This window comes from Enterobacter sp. EGD-HP1 (assembly GCF_000733275.2).
In the GTDB taxonomy this organism is placed as follows: Bacteria; Pseudomonadota; Gammaproteobacteria; order Enterobacterales; family Enterobacteriaceae; genus Enterobacter.
The window spans coordinates 230284-254719 of record NZ_AVOP01000034.1 but is presented as its reverse complement, the minus strand read 5'-3'; the positions used below and the strand labels follow the sequence as shown (position 1 = coordinate 254719).

Genomic DNA, 24436 nt, shown 5'->3' with positions numbered 1-24436 from the left:
TAGCGCGTCTTTTTTCACAGGAACTGCTATGCGTGTTTTACTGGCCCCAATGGAAGGCGTGCTCGACTCCCTCGTGCGCGAGCTTCTGACCGAGGTGAACGATTACGATCTCTGCGTGACGGAGTTTCTGCGCGTGGTCGATATGTTGTTGCCGGTAAAATCCTTCTTCCGCCTGTGCCCCGAGCTGCACAACCAGAGCCGGACCTCTTCCGGCACGCTGGTGCGTATTCAGCTGCTCGGGCAGTACCCCGAATGGCTGGCGGAAAACGCCGCCCGCGCGGTTGAGCTGGGCTCTTACGGGGTGGATCTCAACTGCGGCTGTCCGTCGAAGCTGGTGAACGGCAGCGGCGGCGGGGCGACGTTGCTGAAAGATCCTGAGCTGATTTACCGCGGTGCGAAAGCCATGCGTGAGGCCGTGCCTTCGCATTTGCCAGTGACGGTGAAGGTGCGCCTGGGGTGGGACAGCGACGCGCGGCAGTTTGAAATCGCCGATGCGGTGCAGCAGGCCGGGGCCACCGAGCTGGTGGTGCATGGCCGTACCAAAGAGGACGGCTACAAAGCAGAGCGCATTAACTGGCAGGCGATCGGTGAGATCCGCAAACGCCTCACCATTACGGTGATCGCCAACGGCGAAATCTGGGACTACGAGAGCGCGCAGGCCTGTCTGCAGGCCACCGGCTGCGATGCGGTAATGATCGGCCGCGGCGCGCTGAATGTCCCTAACCTCAGCCGGGTGGTGAAATATAACGAGCCGCGTATGCCCTGGGCAGACGTCGTCACGCTGCTGCAAAAATACAGCCGTCTGGAAAAGCAGGGCGACACCGGTTTGTATCACGTCGCGCGAATTAAACAATGGCTGAGTTATTTACGCAAAGAGTACGATGAAGCGCTGGGATTATTTCAGGAAATTCGTACATTGCAGACGTCGTCTGATATTGCCCGGGTGATTCAGTCAAAATAATAAGCGTTAAATTGCTCACAATTTTTTAAACCAGAAAACAGTTCTGGTTTTCAACGTGGCGCGACGGTGTTAAGGTGCCACTGTTTTCAACGCAGGATTGTTACTGGTTAACAGGCAAAACCTAAGCGTTTCACAGCATTTTCGCTGTGGAGCGCTTAGGTTTTTTTTTGCCTGTCGTTTACGCAGGAGAGACATTTGGCTTAGCGCTTTTTACTGATTTTAAAAAAATGAAATATCGACAGGAAATAGAAAAATTTCCTGCGAACAGTTACGCACTAATACTCAGCTACAGGTTGCTATTATGACAAATAAAAATAATCTCTATGCCCTCGCTTTATTGATGATATCGCCTTTAACAATGGCGCAGGAGTGGAATGGAACGGTATTAGGGTTTGAAGCCCCGCCGGAGCCTGTTCTGGGCGAAATGCTCGGCATACGTAAAATCCTTAACGATAACGGTTTTACCTATAACCTCGGATACCTGAATGAAATCGGCTGGAACGGCGGTGGCGGATATAACCACGACTCCCACGTGGCCTATATTGACCAGTTCGCGCTGACCTTCAACCAGGATCTGGAGCGCTGGACCGGCATCCCGGATGCACGTATCGAGGGGAACATCGTCAACCGCAACCACAATGACGACCTCACCACCAAACGCGTGCAGGATCCGCGCGTCAACTTTAACGACCTGACCCAGGAGAGCTGGGGCGGACAGTCGATTACCCGTCTGGGCTGGCTGACCTTTGCCCGCAGCTTTGATGACCGGCGTCTGACCTGGCGCATCGGGATGATGAACAAGGTGCAAACCTTCGACCAGATCATCCCGTGCGACTTTCAGCTGCTCTCCCAGTGCGGCGGGAAATCGGCCAACTCGCTGACCTGGAACAACTGGAACGTTCACACCTGGGGCACCACGCTGGAGTATAAGCTCACGCCAGCCGTCACCTTAAAAGGCGGCGTGATGGAGCAAAACCCGGACGCCTCCAGCCGCAGCCACGCATGGAGCTGGTCGACGAAGGGCAGCAAAGGGGTCTTGCTCCCGGTTGAAATCGAAGCGCGTCCGCTGATTAACGGCCTGCCGGGCGCGTATAACCTCGGCGTGGTGTTTACCAACGCGCCGCAAACCGATCTCTATCGCGGCAAATCCGGCGGGGCGGGGGCGAGCGATCCGGACGGTTACGAGAAGCATAAGCGCACGTGGTTTATGTACGCCGGGCTGAACCAGCAGATCACGCAGCACCAGGACGATCCGAATCGCGGGTTGAGCACCTCGTTCAGCATGAGCCTTGCGGATCAAAGCACTAACTACATGCACCAGGTTTACGCCGCCTCGCTGCGCTACCGCGGGCTGTTTGACGCCCGGCCGGAAGACTGGATTGGCTTCGGGCTAACCTGGATTGATATGAGCAGCCAGTACGCGCGCAACCAGCGCTATATGAACAGCCTGAGCGGCGTGTCGGACTATAACGATCCGGCGTATCACCCGGTGCCGGGCCACTCCCTGAACGGTGAGTTTTACTATCGCTTCCGTCCGGCATCGTGGCTGGAGCTGCAGCCGGGGATTCAGTACTGGCACCATCCGGGCGGTGTATCCCGGACGCAGGATGCCTGGGTAACGGAGCTGAAAACCGTTGTGACGTTCTAGCAATGTCGATCCGCATCACGTTTCTGATGCGTGACGTATTGAGGCTACGAATGAAACTGATAGAGTGCCAGAACTGGATTGTTACTGCTTCGGCAGGCAAAACCTGATTTTCTGGCATCTGCCGGAGGTCAGGTTTTTTTGTTTCTGGGGTTCAGATGAAAATCGCCAAGATACTCAATAATAACGTGGTGGTTGTTCAGGATGAGCGCGGGCGCGAACAGGTGGTGATGGGCCGTGGGCTGGCCTTTCAGAAGCGCGTCGGTGAAGCGCTGGATACCGCGTTGGTTGAAAAGGTGTTTGCGTTACAAAGCGATGAGCTGGTGCGTCGACTTGGCGAGCTGCTGAGTCAAATTCCGCTGGAGGTGATGACCACCTGCGACCGCATCATCGGGCTGGCGGCGCAGCGGCTCGGAAAATTGCAGGAGAGTTTGTATATCACCCTAACCGATCACTGCTACTTTGCGATTGAGCGGCAGAAGAAAGGGCTGGCCATCAAAAACGTGCTGCTGTGGGATATTAAACGGCTGTATCCGAAGGAGTTCGAATTAGGGCAGGAAGCGCGGGCCATTATCGCCAGACGCCTGAACGTCGAACTGGAGGAGGATGAGGCCGGGTTTATCGCGCTGCATCTGGTCACCGCGCAGCTGAACAGCGAAATGCCGGAAGTGATGCACGTGACAAGGGTGATGCAGGAGATCCTGCAGCTGGTGAAGTATCAGCTGCAGCTTGAGTACGATGAAGAGTCGCTCAGCTACCAGCGTTTCGTGACGCATCTGAAGTTTTTTGCCCAGCGGATGCTCACCCGCACCGTGGTGGAAGATGACGATGTCTCGCTGCATACGGCGGTAAAAGACAACTACGCGAAGGCGTGGAAATGCGCTGAGAAAATCGCCCAGCACCTGAACAAAAGCTATCAGCGTGAGCTGACAACCGAAGAAATTATGTTCCTCGCCATTCATATCGAGCGGGTGAGAAAAGAGGGGCGTTAAGCCTCAAACAGGATTGTTACTGCACTACGCAGGCAAAACCTGAGCGCGGCTTTCGTCAGAAGGCCGTTCTCGGGTTTTTTTATTTTTTGTACTCAGTCAACAGGTGCCTGCGGGCATCGGATGTAAGGAAATCGAGATGGAATACCAGGCTTTAGCGAAGGATATTCTCGGCCACGTTGGCGGAAAAGAGAACATCGTCAGCCTCGTGCACTGCGCGACCCGGCTTCGCTTCAAACTGAAAGAGAACCAGAAAGCGGATGCCGAAGGGCTGAAGAAAAACCCGGGCGTCATTATGGTGGTCGAAAGCGGCGGCCAGTTCCAGGTGGTGATTGGCAACCACGTTCACGACGTCTGGCAGGCGGTGCGCAATGAGGCAGGCCTTACCGATGACGCGCCCGTCGCGGAAGAGAAGGGCGAAAAGGGCAATCTGCTGGGCCGCCTGATTGACATCGTCTCCGGGATTTTCACTCCGTTTATCGGCATTTTGGCCGCGTCCGGTATTCTGAAAGGGCTGCTGGCGCTGGCCGTGGTCTGCGGCTGGCTCACCACCGAAAGCGGGACCTATAAAATCTGGTTCGCGGCAAGCGACGCGCTGTTCTTCTTCTTCCCGCTGGTGCTGGGCTATACCGCAGGTAAGAAATTCGGCGGTAACCCGTTTATTACCATGGTGATCGGCGGGGCGCTCACCCATCCGATGATGATTGCGGCGTTTAACGCCAGCCAGCAGCCGGGGGCGGTTTCGGAAGCCTTTTTAGGCATCCCCGTTACGTGGTTCAACTACAGCTCGTCGGTGATCCCAATTATTCTCGCCGCGTGGGTCAGCTGCTGGCTGGAAAAACAGAGCACCAGGCTGCTGCCGTCCTCGATGAAAAACTTCTTCGCGCCGCTGATCTGTCTGGGCGTGACCGTGCCGCTGACTTTCCTCGTTATCGGGCCGCTGGCGACCTGGCTCAGCCAGCTGCTGGCCAACGGCTACCAGTGGATTTACGTCCTGGCACCGTGGCTGGCGGGCGCGGCGATGGGCGCGCTGTGGCAGGTCTGCGTTATCTTTGGCCTGCACTGGGGGCTGGTGCCGCTGATGATTAACAACCTCGCGGTGCTGGGCCACGACTCGATGCTGCCAATGCTGCTACCGGCGGTGTTTGGCCAGGTGGGGGCTGCGCTTGGGATTTTCCTGCGTACCCGCGACGCCCGCCAGAAGATGCTGGCCGGCTCATCGGTGACGGCCGGGATATTTGGTATTACCGAACCGGCTGTGTACGGCGTAAACCTGCCGCTGCGCCGTCCGTTTATCTTTGGCTGTGTGGCGGGGGCAATCGGCGGGGCGATAGTCGGCTTCAGCGATACCCACGTTTACTCCTTCGGCTTCGCCAATATCTTTACCATCGCCCAGATGATTCCGCCGGGTGGGGTAAACGCTACGCTGTGGGGCGGCCTTATCGGCACCGCGGTAGCGCTGGTGCTGAGCTGCGGCCTGACGCTGGTGGCGGGCATGCCGGGACACGCAGCGCCCGAGGCGGTTGCGCCAGCGGGTGAAAACGATGTGCTGGCACCGATGACCGGCACCGTTCTGGCGCTCGACCAGGTGCCGGATACCACGTTTGCCAGCGGCCTGCTGGGCAGCGGTGCCGCGATTATTCCCTCCGATAACAAAGTGGTGGCCCCGTTTGCCGGCGTGGTGGCCTCGCTGTTTCAGACCAAACACGCCATCGGCCTGCTCAGCGACAGCGGTATTGAAGTGTTAATCCACGTGGGTATCGACACCGTGAAGCTCGACGGCAGGCCGTTTACCGCCCACGTGAAGGTGGGCGACAGGGTGCAGCCCGGCGACCTGCTGCTGGAGTTTGACCGACAGGCGATTATCGACGCCGGATACGACCTGGCGACGCCGATCATTATCAGTAACAGCGACGAGTATCGCGAGGTGGCGACCGTGGCGGCAACGTCCGTCAACGCCGGTGCACCGCTGCTCAGCGTAAGCCATCAATAACAGGAGAACGTGATGAAAACTTTCCCGGACGATTTTTTATGGGGCGGCGCGGTTGCCGCGAATCAGGTAGAAGGCGCGTATCTGGAGGAGGGCAAAGGGCTGTCCACCTCAGACGTTCAGCCGCAGGGCGTCTTCGGGCCGGTGGTTGAGCGCGTGGCGGGGGACAGCGGCATCAAGGATGTCGCCATCGACTTCTATCACCGCTACCCGGAAGACATCAAACTGTTCGCTGAAATGGGCTTTAGCTGCCTGCGCGTCTCCATTGCCTGGACGCGCATTTTTCCGAACGGCGACGAGCAGCAGCCGAACGAAGCGGGGCTGGCGTTTTACGACCGGCTGTTTGACGAGCTGGCCGCGCACAACATCACCCCGCTGGTGACGCTGTCCCATTACGAAATGCCGTGGGGGCTGGTGAAACGGTACGGCGGCTGGGGCAGCCGTCAGACTATCGAATTCTTTGAACGCTACGCCCGCACCGTGTTTGCGCGCTACAAAGAGAAGGTGAAGCTCTGGCTGACCTTCAACGAGATCAATATGTCTCTGCACGCGCCGATGACCGGCGTGGGCCTGCCGGAAACCAGCAGCAAAGCGGAGGTCTACCAGGCGATCCACCACCAGCTGGTGGCCAGCGCGCTGGCGGTGAAGGCCTGCCACGAGATTATCCCGGATGCCAGAATCGGCAACATGCTGCTGGGCGGCCTGATGTATCCGCTGACCTGCAAGCCGGAAGATGTCCTGGAGACGCTGCAGGAAAACCGCGCGTGGCAATTCTTTGGCGACGTGCAGTGCCGCGGTGCCTACCCGGGCTATATGCAGCGCTTCTTCCGCGACAGCGGGATTCAGCTTGAGGTAACGGATGCCGACCGCGAGGCGCTGAAATCGACCGTCGATTTTATCTCCTTCAGCTACTACATGACGGGCTGCGTCACAGCGGATGAGGCCCTCAACCAGCAGGCGCGCGGCAACATCCTGAGCATGGTGCCAAACCCGCATCTGGCCAGCTCCGAGTGGGGCTGGCAGATTGATCCCATCGGTCTGCGTACCCTGTTAAATGTGCTCTGGGATCGCTATCAGAAGCCGTTGTTTATCGTGGAGAATGGCCTCGGGGCGAAGGATAAACCGGATGCGGACGGCGTGGTGCAGGATGACTATCGCATCAGCTACCTTAACGACCATCTGGTACAGGTGCGGGAAGCGATTGAAGACGGCGTTGAGGTGATGGGGTATACCAGCTGGGGGCCAATCGACCTGGTGAGCGCGTCTAAAGCTGAACTTTCTAAACGCTACGGTTTTATTTACGTCGATCGCGATGACGGCGGTAACGGCACGCTGGCGCGCAGCCGTAAGAAAAGTTTCTACTGGTATAAAGAGGTTATTGCGACGAAAGGCGCTTCGCTGAAATCCTGATATCAAGGACGTTGCCCGGCGATGCGCCGGGCAAATGAATCAGAAAATCATCTTGAATACGCCGGTGACCACTAAGAGCCCTATCAGAAATATAATTAAAATAACCCACAGTAATATTTTCATTCCCTTCTCCCGCTCATGTATGTCCTGAATAAGTGTAGCAGCGCATTCATAGTTCGCATGAATATATTGAATTTAATCATTATTTTTTGGAATAAATTTCCAGGTATTAAAATGTATGACAATTTGCGGTTTGCCACGCGTTACTAAAAAAAAGGATGACATCGAGCGTAACGTGCGCCTTTATTTTTTGAGCTTATGGCGTCATGAAACGTTCTCTTATTTTATCTCTGAGTGCTCCCTTCGTTTTTATTCTGGCTGCCTGTGCACCTGAACATGCCACGGTATCTCCCATTAAAGCGCAAACCACTGCGGCGTCGGTGAATACGGTTCTGAGTCATCAGGACTGGCCGAAAAATGAGTGGTGGAAAGCGTATAACGATCCCGAACTTAATTCGCTTATTGCGAAAGCGTTGAGCGATGCGCCAGATATGCAGATTGCCCGTCAGCGCATTACGCTTGCCGAAGCCCAGGCGAAAGCCGTTATGGCGGCCGATGGTCCGCAAATTGATTTTTCGGCCGATGCGGAGCGCCAGAAAATGTCCGCCGAAGGGTTGATGGGGCCCTTTGCCCTTACCGACCCGGCTGCAGGCACTACCGGGCCCTGGTACACCAACGGCACCTTTGGCCTGACCGCAGGCTGGGATCTCGATCTGTGGGGGAAAAATCGTGCCCGGGTCGAGGCCCGGATTGGCAAAGTGAATGCGCAAAAAGCAGAGCTGGAGCAGACCCGCCAGCTGCTGGCCAGCAGCGTAGCGCGGCTTTACTGGGAGTGGCAGACTCAGGCCGCGGTGGGGGAGGTTCTCGCGCAGATCAAACATGAACAGGACAATATTATCGGCGCTGACCGCGAGCTGTATCAGCACGGGATCACCTCCTCCGTGGAGGGTGTTGAAACCGATATCAACGCCAACAAAACCGAAGAGCAGCTGGCAGAAGTTAACGGGAAAATGAAGGCCGTCGTGGCGCGTCTGGTCGCGCTGACGAATTCTTCCTCCGTGACGCTTAAGCGGCATGCGCTGCCGACGGTAGACGCTTCGCTACCCTCGACGCTCGGTTATGAACTGCTGGCGCGGCGTCCGGATCTTCAGGAAGCGCACTGGTACATCGAAGCCTCCATGAGCGAAGTGGAGGCTGCCAGAGCGGCTTTTTATCCTGACGTGAACCTGATGGCGTTCTTACAGCAGGATGCCCTCCATCTGAGCGATCTGTTTCGCTCTTCAGCGCAGCAGATGGGCGTGACTGCCGGATTGACGCTGCCGATTTTTGACAGCGGCAGGCTGAACGCCAGCCTGGATATTGCCCAGGCACAGAACAACCTCTCGGTGGCCAATTACAACAAAGCGGTGGTCGAAGCCGTCAATCAGGTGGCGCGCACGGCAAGTGAAGTCGAAACGCTGACGGCAAAGAACCGCCATCAGCAGCAGGTCGAAAAAGATGCGGCGCGGGTTGTGGCGCTGGCGCAGGCGCGTTTCAGCGCGGGGATTGTTGCGGGCTCCCGTGTCAGTGAAGCCAGAATACCGGCCCTCAGGGAACAGCTCGCCGGCGTGTTGCTGAAAGGCCAGTATGTTGACGCCACGCTGCAGCTCACCTCGGCGCTGGGCGGTGGCTATCACCACGGCTAAAAAGGTCATTATCTATACTTACCTCTTTGTCGTTTTTCAGGAGGTGAGTATGACCAGAGTAGCGATTGTGACCGCATCGGATTCCGGGATTGGTAAAACCACGGCCCTGATGCTCGCCGAACGCGGGTTTGATATTGGCGTCACCTGGCACTCGGATGAAAAAGGAGCGCTGGAAACCTGCCGCGAAGTTGAAGCGCAGGGACAGCGCGCGGAGGCTATCCATCTTGATTTGAGCACGCTGCCGGAAGGTGCAGAGGCCATTGAAACGCTGATTGCGCGTTTTGGTCGGCTGGACGTGCTGGTCAATAATGCGGGAGCGATGACCAAAGCGCCGTTTCTTGATATGCCGTTTGACGACTGGCGGACGATTTTCACCGTCGACGTGGACGGCGCGTTTCTCTGTTCACAAATTGCCGCCCGGCAGATGGTGAAGCAGGGGAAAGGGGGGCGGATTGTGAACATTACCTCGGTGCATGAGCACACGCCGCTGCCGGAGGCGAGTGCCTACACGGCGGCAAAACATGCGCTAGGCGGGTTAACCAAATCCATGGCGATGGAACTGGTTAAACACAATATTCTGGTGAACGCCGTCGCGCCGGGTGCCATTGCCACGCCGATGAATGACATGGACGATAGCGAAGTGAAGGAAGGCTCAATGCCGGAAATCCCGCTGGCAAGGCCGGGCCATACCAAAGAAATTGCCAGCCTGGTCGCGTGGCTGTGCGACAGCGACGCCAGCTATACCACTGGGCAATCGTTTATCGTCGACGGGGGGTTTATGCTGGCGAACCCGCAGTTTAAGCCGGAGGGGTAGATGCCTTTCTCCCTCTCCCTGTGGGAGAGGGCCGGTGTGAGGGCACCAGCCCGCACTTACTCCTCATCCCGCGTCTTTTCCCGGTGCTTCAGCCACAGCCTGACCCCAATCACTGCCACGACCACCAGAATCAGCCACGCCCAGTGCTTCAGGTGCTGGTCAAGATTATGCAGCCATGGCGCAATCACTTCGCCCCCGACGTAGCCGAGCGTCGTAAAGATGAGCGCCCAGGCAATCGCGCCAGCAATATTGAGCGGCAGGAAAATTTTGGGCGGCAGATGGCTGGCGCCAATCAGTATCGGCCCGATGATGCGAAAGCCATACATAAAGCGCGTGCCGATGACGAACAGATAGGGATGACGCTGAATGAGCCGTTGAGCGCGGCGGATTTTCTTCTGGTGCTTTGCGAAACGCTTAAGCAGCGTGGGCCCGAAGCGCAGCCCGAGAAAATAGAGCAGCTGATCGCCAATCATCCCGCCCAGCGCGACCGCGGCGACGACCAGCGGGAATTTCAGCAATCCCTGATGCGCGGCGACGCCGCCTAACAGCGTGATGGTTTCACCTTCTGCCACGCTACCGATGACCAGCGCGGCATAGCCATATTGTTCAATGAGTGCGTTAATATCCATTACGTAAATGTTATCTCCCTCTTCGTGCCTCGTTTAATCATATACCCCATGAATCAACAGCGGGGAAATCAACGGAAATTTCCCACTGTACAGAAAATAATCTAAAGCCTGCATTATACTTAAGGTATCGCTGACGGGCCGACAAAAAGGGGGCGCTATGAACCATGTCTGGGGACTTTTCTCCCATCCCGATCGTGAAATGCATGTCATTAAAAGTGAGAACGAAACGGTCTCGCATCATTACACGCATCATGTGCTGCTGATGGCTGCGGTGCCGGTAATATGCGCTTTTATCGGAACAACACAAATCGGCTGGAACTTCGGTGACGGCACCGTGGTTCAGCTTTCCTGGTTTACCGGGCTCTATCTGGCCATTCTTTTTTATGGCCTGATGCTGGCGGGTGTGGCGGTCATGGGGCGGGTCATTCACTGGATGGCGCGTAACTACCCGCAACGTCCATCGCTGGCGCACTGTATGGTCTTTGCCGGATATGTCGCGACCCCGCTGTTCTTAAGCGGTATTGTTGCGCTCTATCCACTGGTCTGGCTGTGCGCGCTGATCGGTACCATTGCCCTCTTTTACACCGGGTATCTGCTGTATCTGGGGGTTCCAACCTTCCTGAATATCAATAAAGAAGAGGGCCTGAGCTTTTCCAGTTCGACGCTCGCCATTGGGGTGCTGGTGCTGGAGGCGCTACTGGCGCTGACGGTTATTCTTTGGGGTTATGGATACCGTCTCTTTTGAGTTCACTGCATTGCTGGCGTAAATGCCAGCAATGCAGCATCTGTTCACGATTATCCGCTGGCGACAACGCCCGGTGACCGCTATGATGCCGAAGCCAGCCTGTGTTTATCCGTTGATACAGGCGGTGTACGTCATGACGTGCGTGAATAATTATCAGAAGTCTCACCATGCTGAAATTCCGAGTCTCTTTACTTAGCCTGGCGCTGTTGCTGGGCGCGTCCGCTGCCGTGCCGGCCGTCGCTAAAACGCCCGCAGTGACCACCGCTGCTGCTCAGCCGCAAATTGCGTCCGGCAGCGCGATGATTGTCGATCTCAACACCAATAAGGTGATCTACGCCAGCCATCCGGACCTGGTGCGCCCGATCGCTTCGATAACCAAATTAATGACCGCGATGGTGGTGCTTGATGCCCATCTGCCGCTGGACGAAAAGCTGAAAGTGGATATTAGCCACACGCCGGAGATGAAAGGTATCTACTCTCGCGTGCGGCTGAACAGTGAAATCAGCCGTAAAAATATGCTGCTGCTGGCGCTGATGTCGTCTGAAAACCGTGCGGCGGCGAGCCTGGCGCACCACTATCCGGGCGGCTACGACGCCTTTATCCGTGCGATGAACGCGAAAGCCAAAGCGCTGGGGATGACCAATACGCATTATGTTGAACCGACGGGTCTGTCGATCAATAACGTCTCCACGGCCCGCGATCTGACGAAACTGCTTATTGCCAGCAAACAGTATCCGCTGATTGGTCAGCTCAGTACCACCCGTGAAGAGATGGCGACCTTTGCGAACCCGGCTTATACGCTGCCGTTCCGCAACACTAACCATCTGGTATACCGCGATAACTGGAATATTCAGTTAACGAAAACCGGCTTTACCAACGCGGCAGGACACTGTCTGGTGATGCGCACGGTGTTTAACGGTAAGCCGGTTGCGCTGGTGGTAATGGATGCCTTCGGCAAATATACCCATTTCGCCGATGCGAGCCGCCTGCGTACCTGGATTGAGACCGGAAAAGTGCAGCCCGTTCCGGCTGCAGCATTGACGTATAAAAAGCAGAAAGCGGAACAGATGGCGACGGCGCAGAACGACTGAGCCGTTTGTCAGCGCCGGGTGGCGGCTTCGCCTTACCCGGCCTACAAAGACCTCGACACGTAGGCCCGGTAAGCGAAGCGCCACCGGGCGAAAGCGCCTATTCCGGCAGCGTCCAGTCTCCATCGTTGAGCGGGCGCTGCATTATCACCGTATCCCGCCAGTCGCCTTTCTTATACCCCACGCTGCGCAGCTGGCCGGCAATCTCGAAGCCGTGCTTTTTATGCAGCCGCAGCGAGCCGGCATTATTATTGCCATCTCCCACAACGGCAATCATCTGCCGCCACGGGCCTTGTTCGCAGCGTTCAATCAGCGCAGACATTAACGCCGAACCAAAACCGCGACCAGTGATGCTGGCATCCACGTAAATTGACTCTTCTAAGGTATAGCGGTAGGCGTGTCGAGGACGGTAAGGGGTGGCGTAGCAGTAGCCCACTACAATCCCGCGATACAGCGCAATAAGCCACGGTAAACCGTTCTCCGCCACGCTTTTCATTCGATGACGCATTTCGTCGATAGTGGGGGGGACTTCTTCAAATGACGCGCGCCCGTGAAGCACATGCCAGGCATAGATCGCGGCAACAGCATGCACATCATCGGGAAGGGCGTCGCGCACTTCCAGCTCGGTCTCGGATAAAACATCAATAGCCGACATGATGTGCCTGCTCCTCGTTATAGAAAGCCGGAGAAACGTTTCTCCGGCGATAAGCAATTACTCTATTACGATTAAGGAGCGCTTAACAATCTCTCAAATTTGGCTGTAGGAATTAATCAGACGTTTGCGTTATGTGCTGCTCCGCGTCCGCGCTCTCTTTCCAGTATTTCTTCCGCGTTGTTTTACCGATGCCGGGATTCATGCTGTTTGTAGGGTCATTCTCGCGATAAAACTGTTTAAGTGCGTCAGGGGCTTTATAAAGATGCCCGACGTTGTGTTCCGCAGGATATTGTGCGCCACGTTCACGCAGCAGAGCGAGCATCTGCTCCTTCAGTTCGTGTGCATCGACCCCTTTTTTGACGATGTAATCCTGATGGAAGACATAGCACATAAAGTGGCCGTAATAGAGCTTGTGCACCAGCTTGCTGTCGATTTCCGGCGGGAGGTGCTCAAACCACTCGGTGTCGTTACGGCGCAGGGCGATATCCAGCGCCAGAATATCTTCCACCTCTTCGGAATGCACCGCCTGGTAACGGATGGCGGCGCCTGCGGCGGCAAAACGGTGCAGGAAGGCTTTGCTGCCCTCTTCAGGTGTACAGGCAAAGAAATCTCCTTCGGCGGTTTTGAAGAATTCGGTCAGCCAGCTCTGCGCTTCGGCAATCCCGTCCCCGGCCATTTTCAGCAGCAGGTGATGCTCATACTTATCGCGCCAGGTCTTCATCCGCTCCGGCAGATGCGCCGGGAAAACGTTACCCAGCTTCTGCATGAAGCGGTCGGTGAAGTGGGGTTTGAACAGCGACACTTTTTCCAGCATCGCGTCGGTGCGGCCCTTCATGGTGAAGAAGAACGGCATTTTGTCGGTGCCGAGCTTGTCGATCATCAGGAACGTATCTTTGCCGTAGCGCTCGGCGATGTCGTAAATGTCCCGGTGCATGTACTCGCCCGCCACCGGCAGATGGGTGAATTCGCCCAGAATATGACGGCGGATCTCCGTCAAAACCTCAGGCTGGTTGGTGCCGATGTAAAATACCTGCTGCTTTTTCTCCGCCGGGAAGGTATCCAGACGCACGGCAAAAACGGCCAGCTTCCCGGCGCAGCCGGAGGATTCAAACAGGCGGTCCGGGTCGGCGTTGTAGCGGGCCGGGGTATCGGCGTCGATATCCCGCACGCGGGTCACGTAGTCGTGATCGTGCGCATGACGACCATCGTGCTGCACGTCTTCGTCCTTCACGCGATCGTCGTCAAGCTTGCTGAGGATCTGTTCCGGCGTCACGCCGAGATCGATACCCAGATGGTTAACCAGCGTCAGCTTGCCGTTTTCGTCAATGCGGGCATACAGCGACATCTCGGTATACGCCGGACCGCGCTGCACCAGCGAGCCGCCGGAGTTATTGCAGATCCCGCCGATCACCGACGCGCCAATACAGGAGGAGCCGATCACCGAGTGTGGCTCGCGTCCCAGCGGCTTAAGCGCTTTTTCCAGTGAGTAAAGCGTGGTGCCGGGGAACGCGAGCACCTGCTCGCCTTTATCCAGCAGGTGAAGTTTGTCGAGGCGCAGGGTGCTGATAATCACGATGTCGCGATCGTAATCGTTGCCGTTCGGCGTGGAGCCTTCGGTCAGGCCGGTATTGGCGGCCTGCATTAAAATAATCTTGTCGGCGGTGACGCAGGCGCTCAGGACGCGCCACAGCTCCAGCAGCGTGCCGGGGAAGACCACCGCCAGCGCCTCGCCCTGACCGGAGCGGAAGCCCTTACGGTAGCGGGCGGTTTTGGCCGGGTCGGTAAGCAGGTGAGAGGAGCCAACCAGGCGCGACAGTTCGTTAATAAAAGCCGTGTTATCGTTTGTTCGAACAGAAGACATCTTCCACTCCTTGTGGTGGGGCAAATTTCTCGCTGTAAAGCATAGCGCGATTAACTGTTAAGCGGTCGAGTATTCACGAGAAAAATCAGAGAATAACCCTGCAACGTTCTGAGGGTTTGTGGCACACTGCGCTTTTCGCACGGTATGGCCGAGATCGTCCGGCGGTTATTGATGAGAGAGTAAAACGACATGAAATGGCTATGTTCTGTAGGTGTCGCCGTCAGCCTGGCGCTGCAACCTGCGCTGGCAGAAGATTTGTTTGGTAATCACCCGCTCACGCCTGAAGCCCGGGACGCGTTTGTCACGGAATTGCTGAAGAAAATGACGGTTGATGAGAAAATCGGCCAGCTGCGTCTTATCAGCGTCGGTCCGGATAACCCGAAAGAGGCTATCCGCGAGATGATCAAAGACGGGCAGGTAGGGGCCATCTTTAATACCGTCACCCGCGAGGATATCCGCAAAATGCAGGATCAGGTGATGAATCTCAGCCGCCTGAAAATTCCGCTCTTCTTTGCCTATGACGTGGTGCATGGCCAGCGTACCGTCTTCCCCATCAGCCTCGGCTTAGCCTCCTCCTTTAATCTCGACGCGGTAAAAACCGTTGGGCGCGTGTCCGCCTATGAAGCAGCCGACGATGGCCTGAACATGACCTGGGCGCCAATGGTGGACGTCTCGCGCGATCCGCGCTGGGGCCGCGCCTCGGAAGGCTTTGGTGAAGATACCTATTTAACCTCCACGATGGGGAAAACCATGGTGGAAGCGATGCAGGGCAAAAGCCCGGCGGACCGCTACTCGGTGATGACCAGCGTCAAACACTTTGCGGCCTATGGCGCAGTCGAAGGCGGGAAAGAGTACAACACCGTCGACATGAGCCCGCAGCGCCTGTTTAACGACTACATGCCGCCGTACAAGGCCGGGCTGGATGCGGGCAGCGGCGCGGTGATGGTCGCGCTGAACTCGCTAAACGGCACGCCTGCGACCTCTGACGCCTGGCTGCTGAAAGACGTGCTGCGTGACCAGTGGGGCTTTAAAGGCATCACCGTTTCCGATCACGGCGCGATTAAAGAACTGATCAAACACGGTACCGCCTCCGATCCGGAAGACGCGGTGCGCGTAGCGCTCAAGTCCGGCATCAACATGAGCATGAGCGACGAGTATTACAGCAAATACCTGCCGGGGCTGGTGAAGAGCGGCAAGGTCACGATGGCGGAGTTGGACGATGCTGCGCGCCACGTGCTGAACGTGAAATACGACATGGGGCTGTTTAACGATCCATACAGCCATCTGGGGCCGAAGGATTCAGACCCGGCGGATACCAATGCCGAAAGCCGTCTGCACCGTAAAGAAGCCCGCGAAGTGGCCCGCGAAAGCCTGGTGCTGCTGAAGAACCGCCTCGACACGCTGCCGCTGAAAAAATCCGGCACCATTGCCGTGGTGGGCCCACTGGCCGACAGCAAGCGCGACGTGATGGGCAGCTGGTCTGCCGCAGGGGTGGCCGATCAGTCCGTGACCGTGCTGACCGGGATCAAGAGTGCCGTGGGTGATAACGCGAAAGTGGTGTATGCCAAAGGGGCGAACGTCACTAACGATAAAGACATCGTTACCTTCCTCAACCAGTATGAGGAAGCGGTGAAGGTCGATCCGCGCACGCCGAAGGAGATGATCGACGAGGCGGTCAACGCGGCGAAGCAGTCTGACGTCGTTGTTGCGGTCGTGGGGGAAGCGCAGGGTATGGCGCACGAAGCCTCCAGCCGGACCGACATCACTATTCCGCAGAGCCAGCGCGATCTGATCGCCGCTCTGAAAGCCACCGGCAAGCCGCTGGTGCTGGTGCTGATGAACGGTCGTCCGCTGGCGCTGGTGAAAGAGGACCAGCAGGCTGACGCTATTCTGGAAACCTGGTTCGCCGGTACCGAAGGCGGTAACGCCATCGCCGACGTGCTGTTTGGTGATTACAACCCGTCAGGCAAGCTGCCGATGTCCTTCCCGCGCTCCGTCGGGCAGATCCCGGTCTACTACAGCCACCTGAACACCGGTCGTCCGTACAACGCCGACAAACCGAATAAGTACACGTCCCGTTACTTCGACGAAGCTAACGGCCCGCTGTATCCGTTTGGTTACGGCCTGAGCTACACCACCTTCAAGGTGTCTGACGTGAAAATGTCTTCGCCAACCCTGAAGCGTGACGGCAAAGTTACCGCCAGCGTTGAGGTGACCAACACCGGCAAGCGCGAAGGGGCAACGGTGATTCAGATGTACGTTCAGGATGTCACCGCCTCGATGAGCCGTCCTGTTAAGCAGCTGCGCGGCTTCGAGAAGGTCAATCTGAAGCCTGGCGAAACCCAAACCATCAGCTTCCCGATTGACGTGGACGCGCTGAAGTTCTGGAACCAGCAGATGAAATACGATGCGGAGCCAGGCAAGTTTAACGTCTTTATCGGGGTGGATTCCGCCCGCGTGAATAAAGGCGAGTTCGAGCTGCTGTAACCTTCCTTCCTTTGCATCCCCCGTTCTCCGGGGGATGCGTCTTACGTTATGCTAAAAAGGCATTTTGCCGGGTAAATCCGCTGTTTTAAGCTACGCTTTTCTCTCAAGCCTCTGAAAAAGGCGATAAAAAAATGAGGATAGCGGAATGACGATTGCAAAGGGGATGTTGGGATCTGCGGCGCTGCTGGCGGCGCTGAGCCTGCCGCTACAGGCGGCGGAGCCGGTAAAAGTGGGCTCAAAGATCGATACCGAAGGGGCGTTGCTGGGTAATATTATTTTGCAGGTGCTGGAGAGCCACGGCGTGAAAACCGTCAATAAAGTCCAGCTCGGCACCACGCCCGTCGTGCGCGGGGCAATCACCTCCGGCGAGCTGGATATCTACCCGGAATACACCGGCAACGGCGCGTTTTTCTTCAAAGATGAAAACGATCCGGCATGGAAAAACGCCAAAGCCGGGTATGAGAAAGTCAAAAAACTCGACGCAGAACAGAACAAGCTGGTCTGGCTGACCCCGGCCCCGGCCAACAACACCTGGACTATCGCGGTGCGCAAGGACGTGGCGGAGAAAGGTAAGCTGACCTCGCTTGCGGATCTCAGCCGCTATCTGAAAGAGAAGGGCGACTTTAAGCTGGCGGCATCCGCGGAGTTTATCGAGCGTCCTGACGCGCTCCCGGCGTTCGAAAAAGCCTACGACTTCAAGCTCGACCAGGCGCAGCTGCTCTCGCTGGCGGGCGGGGATACGGCGGTAACCATCAAGGCGGCGGCACAGCAAACTTCCGGCGTTAACGCGGCCATGGCCTACGGCACCGACGGCCCGGTGGCGGCACTCGGCCTGCAAACCCTGACCGATCCTAAGGGCGTTCAGCCGATCTACGCTCCGACCCCGGTTGTGCGTGAGGCGGTGCTGAAAGCCTATCCGGAGATTGCTGACTGGCTTAAGCCGGTCTTCGAAAAGCTGGATGAAAAAACGCTGCAGCAGCTGAATGCCAGCATTGCCGTCGAGGGGCTGGATGCCAAAAAAGTGGCCGCCGACTTCCTGAAACAACAAGGGCTTGTGAAGTAACGGGAAAGGGCTGTGCCAATAAAATGTCATAACCGCGTACTGCTGCTGCTGGCCTGCGTGGCCATCGCGGCAGTCGCGCTGCCGTTTGTGAATGTCGCACCTAACCGCCTGATGTCAGGGGAAGGGCGCTATCTCTGGGAAGTGTGGGCGTTCACGCCGTGGTGGCTGGCCGCGGCGCTGGGCGCGTGGGTTGCGCTATCGCTCTGGCAAGGGCGCACGGCGCAGTGGCTGACGCTGCTGCTTGCTGAAGGGCTGTTTATCCTCCTCTTCTGGGGAGCCGGGCAGGCGGCGACGCATATGGCGTCGGCGGAAAGCCCGCTGGCGAGAACCACGGTGGGCAGCGGCCTCTGGCTGTGGCTGGCGCTGTGCCTGCTGGCCAGCAGCGATGCCATTCGTCGACTCATCTCCAGCCCCGTCTGGCGCTGGGTGCTCAACGCGCAGATATGGTGTATTCCCCTGTTCCTGCTGTTCAGCGGTGAGCTGAACAATCTCTCGCTGTTAAAAGAGTACGCCAACCGTCAGGAGGTGTTTGATGATGCCCTGGCGCAACACCTGACTATCCTCTTCGGCACGCTTTTTCCGGCGCTCCTGCTCGGGATACCGCTCGGCATGTGGTGCTATCGCCACCCTGCACGTCAGGGCGGGGTCTTTGCGGTACTCAACGTTATCCAGACCATTCCTTCCGTTGCGCTGTTTGGCCTGCTGATTGCGCCGCTGGCCGGGCTGGTAAAGTCGTTTCCGGTGCTGGGAACGCTTGGCATAGCCGGAACGGGATTAACGCCCGCGCTGATTGCGCTGGTGCTGTACGCGCTGCTGCCGCTGGTGCGCGGCGTGGTCGCGGGCCTGGGCCAGGTCGCGCCGGATGTGCTGGAAAGCGCCCATGCGATGGGGATGAGCGCACGGCAGTGTTTCTGGAAAATTCAGCTCCCGCTGGCGCTGCCCCTGCTGCTGCGCAGCCTGCGGGTGGTGGCGGTACAAACCGTCGGCATGGCGGTGATTGCGGCGCTGATTGGTGCGGGTGGTTTTGGCGCGCTGGTGTTCCAGGGGCTGCTGAGCAGTGCGCTCGATCTGGTGTTACTGGGCGTGGTGCCCACGATTGCGCTGGCAGTCGTCGTCGACGCGCTGTTTGCCTTATGGCTCGCGCTGCTCAGGAGAAGAGCCAATGATTGAATTTCATGACGTCAGTAAAACCTTTGCCGGCCGCCCGGCGGCGAGCCACCTGAACCTGAACTTTGCTGAGGGCGCGTTTTCCGTGCTGATTGGCACCTCGGGCTCGGGAAAATCCACCACGCTTAAGATGATCAACCGGCTGGTTGAACACGACAGCGGACTGATCCGCTTTGCCGGAGAAGAGATCCGCAGCCTGCCGGTGCTGGAGCTGCGCCGTCGGATGGGCTATGCCATTCAGTCTATCGGCCTGTTTCCGCACTGGACGGTGGCGCAGAACATCGCCACCGTGCTGCAGCTGGAGAAATGGTCGCGGGCTAAAATCGCTGACCGTGTGGATGAGCTGATGTCTCTGCTGGGGCTGGAGGCCGCGCTGCGCGATCGCTATCCTCATCAGTTGTCCGGAGGCCAGCAGCAGCGCGTGGGCGTGGCGCGCGCGCTGGCGGCCAACCCGCAGGTACTGCTGATGGATGAACCCTTCGGCGCGCTGGATCCGGTGACGCGCGGGGCGCTGCAGGCGGAGATGACCCGCATTCACCGCATTCTCGGGCGCACGATCGTTCTCGTGACGCACGATATTGATGAAGCCCTGCGCCTGGCCGACCATCTGGTGTTGATGGATCATGGCGAAGTGGTGCAGCAGGGTTCGCCCCTTGAGCTATTAACATGGCCGAAGAACGACTTTGTGCGCGAGTTCTTTGGCCGCAGCGAACTGGGCGTGAGGCTGCTCTCCCTGCGGACGGTCAGCGACTATATGCGTCGGGAGGAGGTACCGGTGAGCGGCGAACCGCTGCAGGCACAGATGAGCCTGAGGGATGCCCTCTCCGCGTTTGTCGCGCGCCAGTGCGAGGTATTGCCCGTTTCGGACGCCCGGGGAACGCCGTGCGGAACCTTACATTTTCGCGATCTGCTGGCCGGGGAGGTGACGCGTGAAGGCACTGCGTGATCCGCTCCTCTGGCTGATAGCGCTCTTTGTCGCCTTACTGTTTCTGATGCCGCACAGCGCGGCGCTGTTTAACGCCCTTTTTCCCGGGCTGCCGCGGCCGGTTTATCAGCAGGAGAGCTTTGTTAATCTCGCCCTGGCGCATCTCTGGCTGGTGGCGCTCTCAAGCACAATCGCGGTTGTGCTGGGAGTAGGGGCAGGCATCGCGGTCACGCGGCCTGCGGGCAAAGAGTTTCGTCCGCTGGTGGAGACGATAGCGGCCATTGGTCAGACGTTTCCCCCAGTGGCGGTGCTGGCGATAGCGGTTCCGGTGATGGGCTTTGGCCAGCAGCCCGCCATTATTGCGCTGATTCTGTACGGCGTACTGCCGGTGCTGCAGGGCACGCTGGCGGGCCTCGCGGCGCTACCGGCGTCGGTGCTAAGCGTGGCAGAAGGGATGGGGATGAGTCGCGGCCAGCGGCTGCGCAAGGTGGAACTGCCGCTGGCGGCACCGGTTATCATCGCCGGGATCCGCACGTCGGTCATTATTAACATCGGGACGGCGACCATTGCGTCTACGGTCGGTGCCAATACGCTGGGAACGCCGATTATTATCGGCCTGAGCGGGTTTAATACGGCTTATATTGTGCAGGGTGCGGTACTGGTCGCGCTGGCGGCAATCGTCGTCGATCGCCTTTTTGAGCGGCTGGCGCTGTACCTCAGCCGACACCGCCGCGAACAATAAACGAGTATCCTGCCAGCATTACGCCGCCGATACCGCTCACGGCCATCAGGACAAAAAGGGTAATAATGGCCAGTTTGGTTGCCTTCATCATGTGCTCCTGTTGTTAACGGAACAATTATACGGTGAAGCGCAGCTGTTAATGAACCATTAAATGCCGTTATGGCTCATCCGGACCAAGGGAATAAACCGGGTAACCATTCTCTCGCCACTCCGTCAGCAGCTGTTGCTGCGTGGCGGAGGGCACTTCACCACACCAGACCAGCAGGGTCTGGCCGTCGAAAAACTCAGGTCTGAGCTGCGCCAGCGAGTGCGCCAGCACGTCCACGCGCCAGCCCTTCTGGGTCGCAATCCACGCTTCCAGCCACAGGCGGGTGGTATCGTGCACGTTCCAGCCGACCACCAGCGCATCTTTTCCGGCTTTGTTCTTCGCCGAGGCAAGGCAGACGGCAATGTAGTTGATCAGCACCCCGTCGAGCATGCTGAGCAGCGCCTGCAGGGTGGACTGCTGGCACTGCAGGCGTCGACGGAGCGGAATGAAAAGGTGGTTGATCAGCGTCTGTGCCGGATAATCACGGCCTTGTTCTTTTATCCATGCGCGCAGGCGCTGAAGATTGCCCGCCTGCAGGAGTCGCAGCAGGGTTTCCTGCTGTTCGCGCCAGCGGTGATGCGTGTCCGGATCGTCGTGGCTCAGCAGGGACTTCACCTTGCCGACCTGCACCCCGTTGTCGATCCAGCTTTTAATTTCGCGAATGCGGTCGATATCGGCCTCATTGAAAAGGCGATGCCCACCGTCGGTCCTCTGCGGTTTGAGTAATCCATACCGTCGCTGCCACGCCCGTAGGGTAACGGGATTGATATCACAAAGGAGTGCCACTTCACCTATTGTGTAAAGCGCCATATTCGCCCCCTGGCTTACGCGTCCCCAGCTTAACTGTAGACTCACTTTGGCGAACCAGGAAGGATTGATTGTTTTTTGCACAAATAATGCGAAGCGTATGCGATGTTCTGAAAAAGGTGTGATAACGGACACGATTTTGCGCTTTTTTGGGATGCTTCAAAGAAAGTTGAGCCGCATCCGTGTATGTTACGCGTTTTTAGCGTGTGCGGTTTTGAGTATGTACGAGTTTAATCTGGTGCTGCTGTTGCTTCAGCAGATGTGCGTGTTTCTGGTCATTGCCTGGCTGATGAGTAAAACGCGCCTGTTTATCCCGCTGATGCAGGTCACCGTACGTCTGCCGCACAAATTCCTCTGTTACGTCGTATTTTCCATATTTTGCATTATGGGGACCTGGTTTGGTCTCCATATCGAAGACTCTATTGCCAATACGCGCGCGATCGGCGCGGTGATGGGCGGGCTGCTGGGCGGTCCCGTCGTCGGTGGCCTTGTCGGTTTAACCGGGGGACTGCATCGCTATTCCATGGGCGGGATGACGGCGCTCAGCTGCATGATCTCCACGATCGTGGAAGGGCTGCTCGGCGGACTGGTGCACAGCTATATGATCAAACGCGGCCGCCCGGATAAAGTCTTTAGCCCGCTCACCGCCGGTGCCATTACCTTTGTGGCCGAAATGGCGCAGATGGCGATCATTCTGCTCATTGCCCGTCCGTTTGAAGATGCGCTGCACCTGGTCAGCAGCATTGCCGCCCCGATGATGGTAACCAACACCGTAGGCGCGGCGCTGTTTATGCGTATTCTGCTCGACAAGCGCGCCATGTTTGAGAAGTACACCTCGGCGTTTTCCGCCACGGCGCTGAAGGTTGCCGCGTCGACCGAAGGGATCCTGCGCCAGGGATTTAACGAAGAGAACAGCATGAAGGTTGCGCAGGTGCTCTACAAGGAGCTGGATATTGGCGCGGTGGCCATAACCGACCGCGAGCGGCTGCTGGCCTTTACCGGCACCGGGGACGATCACCATCTGCCGGGTAAACCCATCTCCTCAGCCTACACGCTGCGCGCCATTGAAACGGGCGAGGTGGTGTATGCCGACGGTAATGAAGTGCCTTACCGCTGCTCGCTGCATCCGCAGTGCAAGCTGGGCTCCACGCTGGTGATTCCGCTGCGTGGGGAAAATCAGCGGGTGATGGGCACCATCAAGCTGTATGAGGCAAAAAACCGTCTGTTCAGCTCCATCAACCGCACGCTGGGGGAGGGGATTGCCCAGCTGCTGTCCGCGCAAATTCTGGCCGGGCAGTATGAACGGCAGAAAGCCCTGCTGACGCAGTCTGAGATTAAGCTGCTGCATGCCCAGGTCAACCCGCATTTCCTGTTCAATGCCCTCAACACGCTCAAAGCGGTGATCCGCCGCGACAGCGATCAGGCCGCGCAGCTGGTGCAGTTTCTGTCGACTTTTTTCCGCAAAAACCTGAAACGGCCGTCGGAGATCGTCACCCTCGCCGATGAGATTGAGCACGTGAATGCCTATCTGCAGATTGAGCAGGCGCGTTTCCAGTCGCGCCTGCAGGTGACGCTCTCCGTCCCGGACGAGCTGGCGTATCAGCATCTTCCGGCCTTTACCCTGCAGCCTATTGTCGAAAACGCCATTAAGCACGGCACGTCCCAGCTTCTGGGGACAGGGGAGATAACCATTGCCGCCAGCCGTTTCAACCACCATCTGGTGCTGGATATTGAAGATAATGCCGGGCTTTATCAGCCTTCCGCCTCCGGCGGTTTGGGGATGAGCCTGGTGGATAAACGCCTGCGCGCCCATTTTGGCGACGACTGCGGCATTACCGTCGCCTGTGAGCCAGACCGATTTACCCGTATTACCGTACGACTGCCGCTGGAGGAAAACGCATGTTAAGAGTGCTGATTGTGGATGACGAGCCGCTGGCACGGGAAAACCTGCGCGTTCTGCTGCAGGAGCAGCCCGATATTGAGATTGTGGGGGAGTGCGCGAACGCTATTGAGGCCATCGGCGCGGTGCACAAGCTGCGCCCGGACGTGCTGTTCCTCGACATTCAGATGCCCCGCATCAGCGGGCTGGAGATGGTCGGCATGCTCGACCCGGCGCATCGCCCCTACATCGTGTTCCTGACGGCGTTTGATGAATATGCCGTTAAGGCCTTTGAGGAGCACGCGTTTGACTATTTACTCAAGCCGATCGAAGAGAAGCGCCTGGAAAAAACGCTCACCCGTTTACGCCAGGAGCGAACCGTACAGGATGTCACGCTGCTGCCGGAAAACCAGCAGCCGCTGAAGTTTATCCCCTGCACCGGGCACAGCCGAATCTACCTTCTGCAGATGGATGACGTGGCGTTCGTCAGCAGCCGCCTGAGCGGGGTGTTTGTCACCAGCGCGGAAGGGAATGAAGGGTTCACCGAACTGACCCTGCGCACGCTGGAGAGCCGCACGCCGCTGATCCGCTGCCATCGCCAGTATCTGGTGAACATGGCGCACCTGAAGGAGATCCGCCTGGAAGATAACGGCCAGGCCGAGCTGGTGCTGCGTGCCGGGCAAACGGTACCCGTCAGCCGTCGCTACCTGAAGAGTTTGAAAGAGGCGATTGGCCTGTAAAACTGG

The 24436-nt window shown here is 57.8% G+C and carries 21 protein-coding genes and 1 pseudogene; 16 read left to right on the top strand and 6 right to left on the bottom strand.

Features of this window, described 5'->3' with window-relative positions:
- Positions 1-28: 28 nt before the first annotated feature.
- The 5 genes and pseudogenes from dusC (at position 29) to N037_RS19860 (ending at position 6995) form a co-directional block, all read left to right on the top strand.
- Positions 29-961, top strand: a complete 933-nt coding sequence (dusC, locus tag N037_RS19880) for a tRNA dihydrouridine(16) synthase DusC (protein WP_032642907.1) — start codon at positions 29-31, stop codon at positions 959-961.
- A 340-nt stretch (positions 962-1301) separates the two neighbouring features.
- On the top strand, positions 1302-2609 hold the full coding sequence (locus tag N037_RS19875; RefSeq protein WP_442855940.1) for a carbohydrate porin: 1308 nt from the start codon (positions 1302-1304) through the stop codon (positions 2607-2609).
- A 155-nt stretch (positions 2610-2764) separates the two neighbouring features.
- On the top strand, positions 2765-3598 hold the full coding sequence (gene licT, locus N037_RS19870) for a BglG family transcription antiterminator LicT (RefSeq protein WP_023336336.1): 834 nt from the start codon (positions 2765-2767) through the stop codon (positions 3596-3598).
- 29 nt (positions 3599-3627) lie between these two features.
- Positions 3628-5588 (top strand): annotated as a pseudogene (gene bglF / locus N037_RS19865) (PTS beta-glucoside transporter subunit IIABC); the annotation flags it as partial.
- Between the two features lie 12 nt (positions 5589-5600).
- Positions 5601-6995, top strand: a complete 1395-nt coding sequence (locus N037_RS19860) for a glycoside hydrolase family 1 protein (protein ID WP_032642902.1) — start codon at positions 5601-5603, stop codon at positions 6993-6995.
- A 39-nt stretch (positions 6996-7034) separates the two neighbouring features.
- Here N037_RS19860 and yohP read toward each other — a convergent pair whose 3' ends face one another.
- Positions 7035-7118, bottom strand: coding sequence for a small membrane protein YohP (gene yohP / locus N037_RS25445; protein WP_015572324.1), 84 nt, complete (start codon positions 7116-7118; stop codon positions 7035-7037).
- 203 nt (positions 7119-7321) lie between these two features.
- Between yohP and mdtQ the strand changes: the two genes are divergently transcribed.
- Together mdtQ and N037_RS19850 are read left to right on the top strand one after the other, a co-directional pair.
- Positions 7322-8740, top strand: a complete 1419-nt coding sequence (mdtQ, locus tag N037_RS19855; protein ID WP_032642900.1) for a multidrug resistance outer membrane protein MdtQ — start codon at positions 7322-7324, stop codon at positions 8738-8740.
- Between the two features lie 49 nt (positions 8741-8789).
- Positions 8790-9554: an SDR family oxidoreductase gene (locus N037_RS19850; protein WP_023336332.1), complete on the top strand. Its 765-nt coding sequence runs from the start codon at positions 8790-8792 to the stop codon at positions 9552-9554.
- Between the two features lie 56 nt (positions 9555-9610).
- Here N037_RS19850 and N037_RS19845 read toward each other — a convergent pair whose 3' ends face one another.
- Complete coding sequence (locus tag N037_RS19845) at positions 9611-10183, bottom strand: DedA family protein (RefSeq protein WP_032642898.1); 573 nt, start codon at positions 10181-10183, stop codon at positions 9611-9613.
- 157 nt (positions 10184-10340) lie between these two features.
- Between N037_RS19845 and N037_RS19840 the strand changes: the two genes are divergently transcribed.
- Together N037_RS19840 and pbpG are read left to right on the top strand one after the other, a co-directional pair.
- Complete coding sequence (locus tag N037_RS19840; RefSeq protein ID WP_013097942.1) at positions 10341-10928, top strand: Yip1 family protein; 588 nt, start codon at positions 10341-10343, stop codon at positions 10926-10928.
- A 167-nt stretch (positions 10929-11095) separates the two neighbouring features.
- Positions 11096-12019, top strand: a complete 924-nt coding sequence (pbpG, locus tag N037_RS19835; protein WP_023336330.1) for a D-alanyl-D-alanine endopeptidase — start codon at positions 11096-11098, stop codon at positions 12017-12019.
- Between the two features lie 97 nt (positions 12020-12116).
- Here pbpG and N037_RS19830 read toward each other — a convergent pair whose 3' ends face one another.
- Both N037_RS19830 and dld read right to left on the bottom strand, forming a co-directional pair.
- Complete coding sequence (locus N037_RS19830) at positions 12117-12671, bottom strand: GNAT family N-acetyltransferase (RefSeq protein ID WP_023336329.1); 555 nt, start codon at positions 12669-12671, stop codon at positions 12117-12119.
- A gap of 112 nt (positions 12672-12783) precedes the next feature.
- On the bottom strand, positions 12784-14532 hold the full coding sequence (gene dld, locus N037_RS19825; protein WP_032642896.1) for a D-lactate dehydrogenase: 1749 nt from the start codon (positions 14530-14532) through the stop codon (positions 12784-12786).
- A gap of 189 nt (positions 14533-14721) precedes the next feature.
- Here dld and bglX point away from each other — a divergent pair, with 189 nt between their 5' ends.
- The 5 genes from bglX to N037_RS19800 all read left to right on the top strand — a co-directional run bounded on the left by bglX (position 14722) and on the right by N037_RS19800 (position 20916).
- A complete protein-coding gene (gene bglX / locus N037_RS19820) occupies positions 14722-17019 on the top strand; it encodes a beta-glucosidase BglX (protein ID WP_032642894.1) in 2298 nt (765 codons plus the stop codon).
- Positions 17020-17164: 145 nt separating this feature from the next.
- The gene (gene osmF, locus N037_RS19815) at positions 17165-18082 is read left to right on the top strand and encodes a glycine betaine ABC transporter substrate-binding protein OsmF (protein WP_032642892.1); all 918 of its coding nucleotides are present in this window, start codon (positions 17165-17167) and stop codon (positions 18080-18082) included.
- Between the two features lie 12 nt (positions 18083-18094).
- The gene (locus N037_RS19810) at positions 18095-19252 is read left to right on the top strand and encodes an ABC transporter permease (protein WP_032642890.1); all 1158 of its coding nucleotides are present in this window, start codon (positions 18095-18097) and stop codon (positions 19250-19252) included.
- A complete protein-coding gene (locus N037_RS19805) occupies positions 19245-20195 on the top strand; it encodes an ABC transporter ATP-binding protein (RefSeq protein ID WP_032642888.1) in 951 nt (316 codons plus the stop codon). Before N037_RS19810 ends, N037_RS19805 begins: the two co-directional genes overlap by 8 nt.
- The gene (locus N037_RS19800; protein WP_032642886.1) at positions 20179-20916 is read left to right on the top strand and encodes an ABC transporter permease; all 738 of its coding nucleotides are present in this window, start codon (positions 20179-20181) and stop codon (positions 20914-20916) included. The genes N037_RS19805 and N037_RS19800 overlap by 17 nt, the downstream gene beginning before the upstream one ends.
- Here N037_RS19800 and N037_RS24385 read toward each other — a convergent pair.
- Together N037_RS24385 and mlrA are read right to left on the bottom strand one after the other, a co-directional pair.
- On the bottom strand, positions 20891-21004 hold the full coding sequence (locus tag N037_RS24385; RefSeq protein WP_008500895.1) for a protein YohO: 114 nt from the start codon (positions 21002-21004) through the stop codon (positions 20891-20893). The two genes, N037_RS19800 and N037_RS24385, sit on opposite strands and share 26 nt — an antisense overlap.
- Before the next feature lie 69 nt (positions 21005-21073).
- Positions 21074-21814, bottom strand: coding sequence for an HTH-type transcriptional regulator MlrA (gene mlrA, locus N037_RS19795; RefSeq protein ID WP_032642884.1), 741 nt, complete (start codon positions 21812-21814; stop codon positions 21074-21076).
- A 217-nt stretch (positions 21815-22031) separates the two neighbouring features.
- Between mlrA and N037_RS19790 the strand changes: the two genes are divergently transcribed.
- Both N037_RS19790 and btsR read left to right on the top strand, forming a co-directional pair.
- Complete coding sequence (locus N037_RS19790) at positions 22032-23717, top strand: sensor histidine kinase (protein WP_032642882.1); 1686 nt, start codon at positions 22032-22034, stop codon at positions 23715-23717.
- Positions 23711-24430, top strand: coding sequence for a two-component system response regulator BtsR (gene btsR / locus N037_RS19785; RefSeq protein ID WP_023312443.1), 720 nt, complete (start codon positions 23711-23713; stop codon positions 24428-24430). The genes N037_RS19790 and btsR overlap by 7 nt, the downstream gene beginning before the upstream one ends.
- Positions 24431-24436 lie beyond the last annotated feature (6 nt).

Bases quoted from the DNA above. Each gene is read 5' to 3' on its own strand.
- yohP (WP_015572324.1), bottom strand. From the start codon at position 7,118: ATGAAAATATTACTGTGGGTTATTTTAATTATATTTCTGATAGGGCTC.
- N037_RS19830 (WP_023336329.1), bottom strand. From the start codon at position 12,671: ATGTCGGCTATTGATGTTTTATCCGAGACCGAGCTGGAAGTGCGCGAC.
- mdtQ (WP_032642900.1), top strand. From the start codon at position 7,322: ATGAAACGTTCTCTTATTTTATCTCTGAGTGCTCCCTTCGTTTTTATT.
- dld (WP_032642896.1), bottom strand. From the start codon at position 14,532: ATGTCTTCTGTTCGAACAAACGATAACACGGCTTTTATTAACGAACTG.
- N037_RS24385 (WP_008500895.1), bottom strand. From the start codon at position 21,004: ATGAAGGCAACCAAACTGGCCATTATTACCCTTTTTGTCCTGATGGCC.
- N037_RS19840 (WP_013097942.1), top strand. From the start codon at position 10,341: ATGAACCATGTCTGGGGACTTTTCTCCCATCCCGATCGTGAAATGCAT.
- osmF (WP_032642892.1), top strand. From the start codon at position 17,165: ATGACGATTGCAAAGGGGATGTTGGGATCTGCGGCGCTGCTGGCGGCG.
- N037_RS19790 (WP_032642882.1), top strand. From the start codon at position 22,032: ATGTACGAGTTTAATCTGGTGCTGCTGTTGCTTCAGCAGATGTGCGTG.
- btsR (WP_023312443.1), top strand. From the start codon at position 23,711: ATGTTAAGAGTGCTGATTGTGGATGACGAGCCGCTGGCACGGGAAAAC.
- pbpG (WP_023336330.1), top strand. From the start codon at position 11,096: ATGCTGAAATTCCGAGTCTCTTTACTTAGCCTGGCGCTGTTGCTGGGC.
- N037_RS19845 (WP_032642898.1), bottom strand. From the start codon at position 10,183: ATGGATATTAACGCACTCATTGAACAATATGGCTATGCCGCGCTGGTC.
- bglX (WP_032642894.1), top strand. From the start codon at position 14,722: ATGAAATGGCTATGTTCTGTAGGTGTCGCCGTCAGCCTGGCGCTGCAA.
- N037_RS19875 (WP_442855940.1), top strand. From the start codon at position 1,302: ATGATATCGCCTTTAACAATGGCGCAGGAGTGGAATGGAACGGTATTA.
- N037_RS19850 (WP_023336332.1), top strand. From the start codon at position 8,790: ATGACCAGAGTAGCGATTGTGACCGCATCGGATTCCGGGATTGGTAAA.
- mlrA (WP_032642884.1), bottom strand. From the start codon at position 21,814: ATGGCGCTTTACACAATAGGTGAAGTGGCACTCCTTTGTGATATCAAT.
- licT (WP_023336336.1), top strand. From the start codon at position 2,765: ATGAAAATCGCCAAGATACTCAATAATAACGTGGTGGTTGTTCAGGAT.
- dusC (WP_032642907.1), top strand. From the start codon at position 29: ATGCGTGTTTTACTGGCCCCAATGGAAGGCGTGCTCGACTCCCTCGTG.
- N037_RS19805 (WP_032642888.1), top strand. From the start codon at position 19,245: ATGATTGAATTTCATGACGTCAGTAAAACCTTTGCCGGCCGCCCGGCG.
- N037_RS19860 (WP_032642902.1), top strand. From the start codon at position 5,601: ATGAAAACTTTCCCGGACGATTTTTTATGGGGCGGCGCGGTTGCCGCG.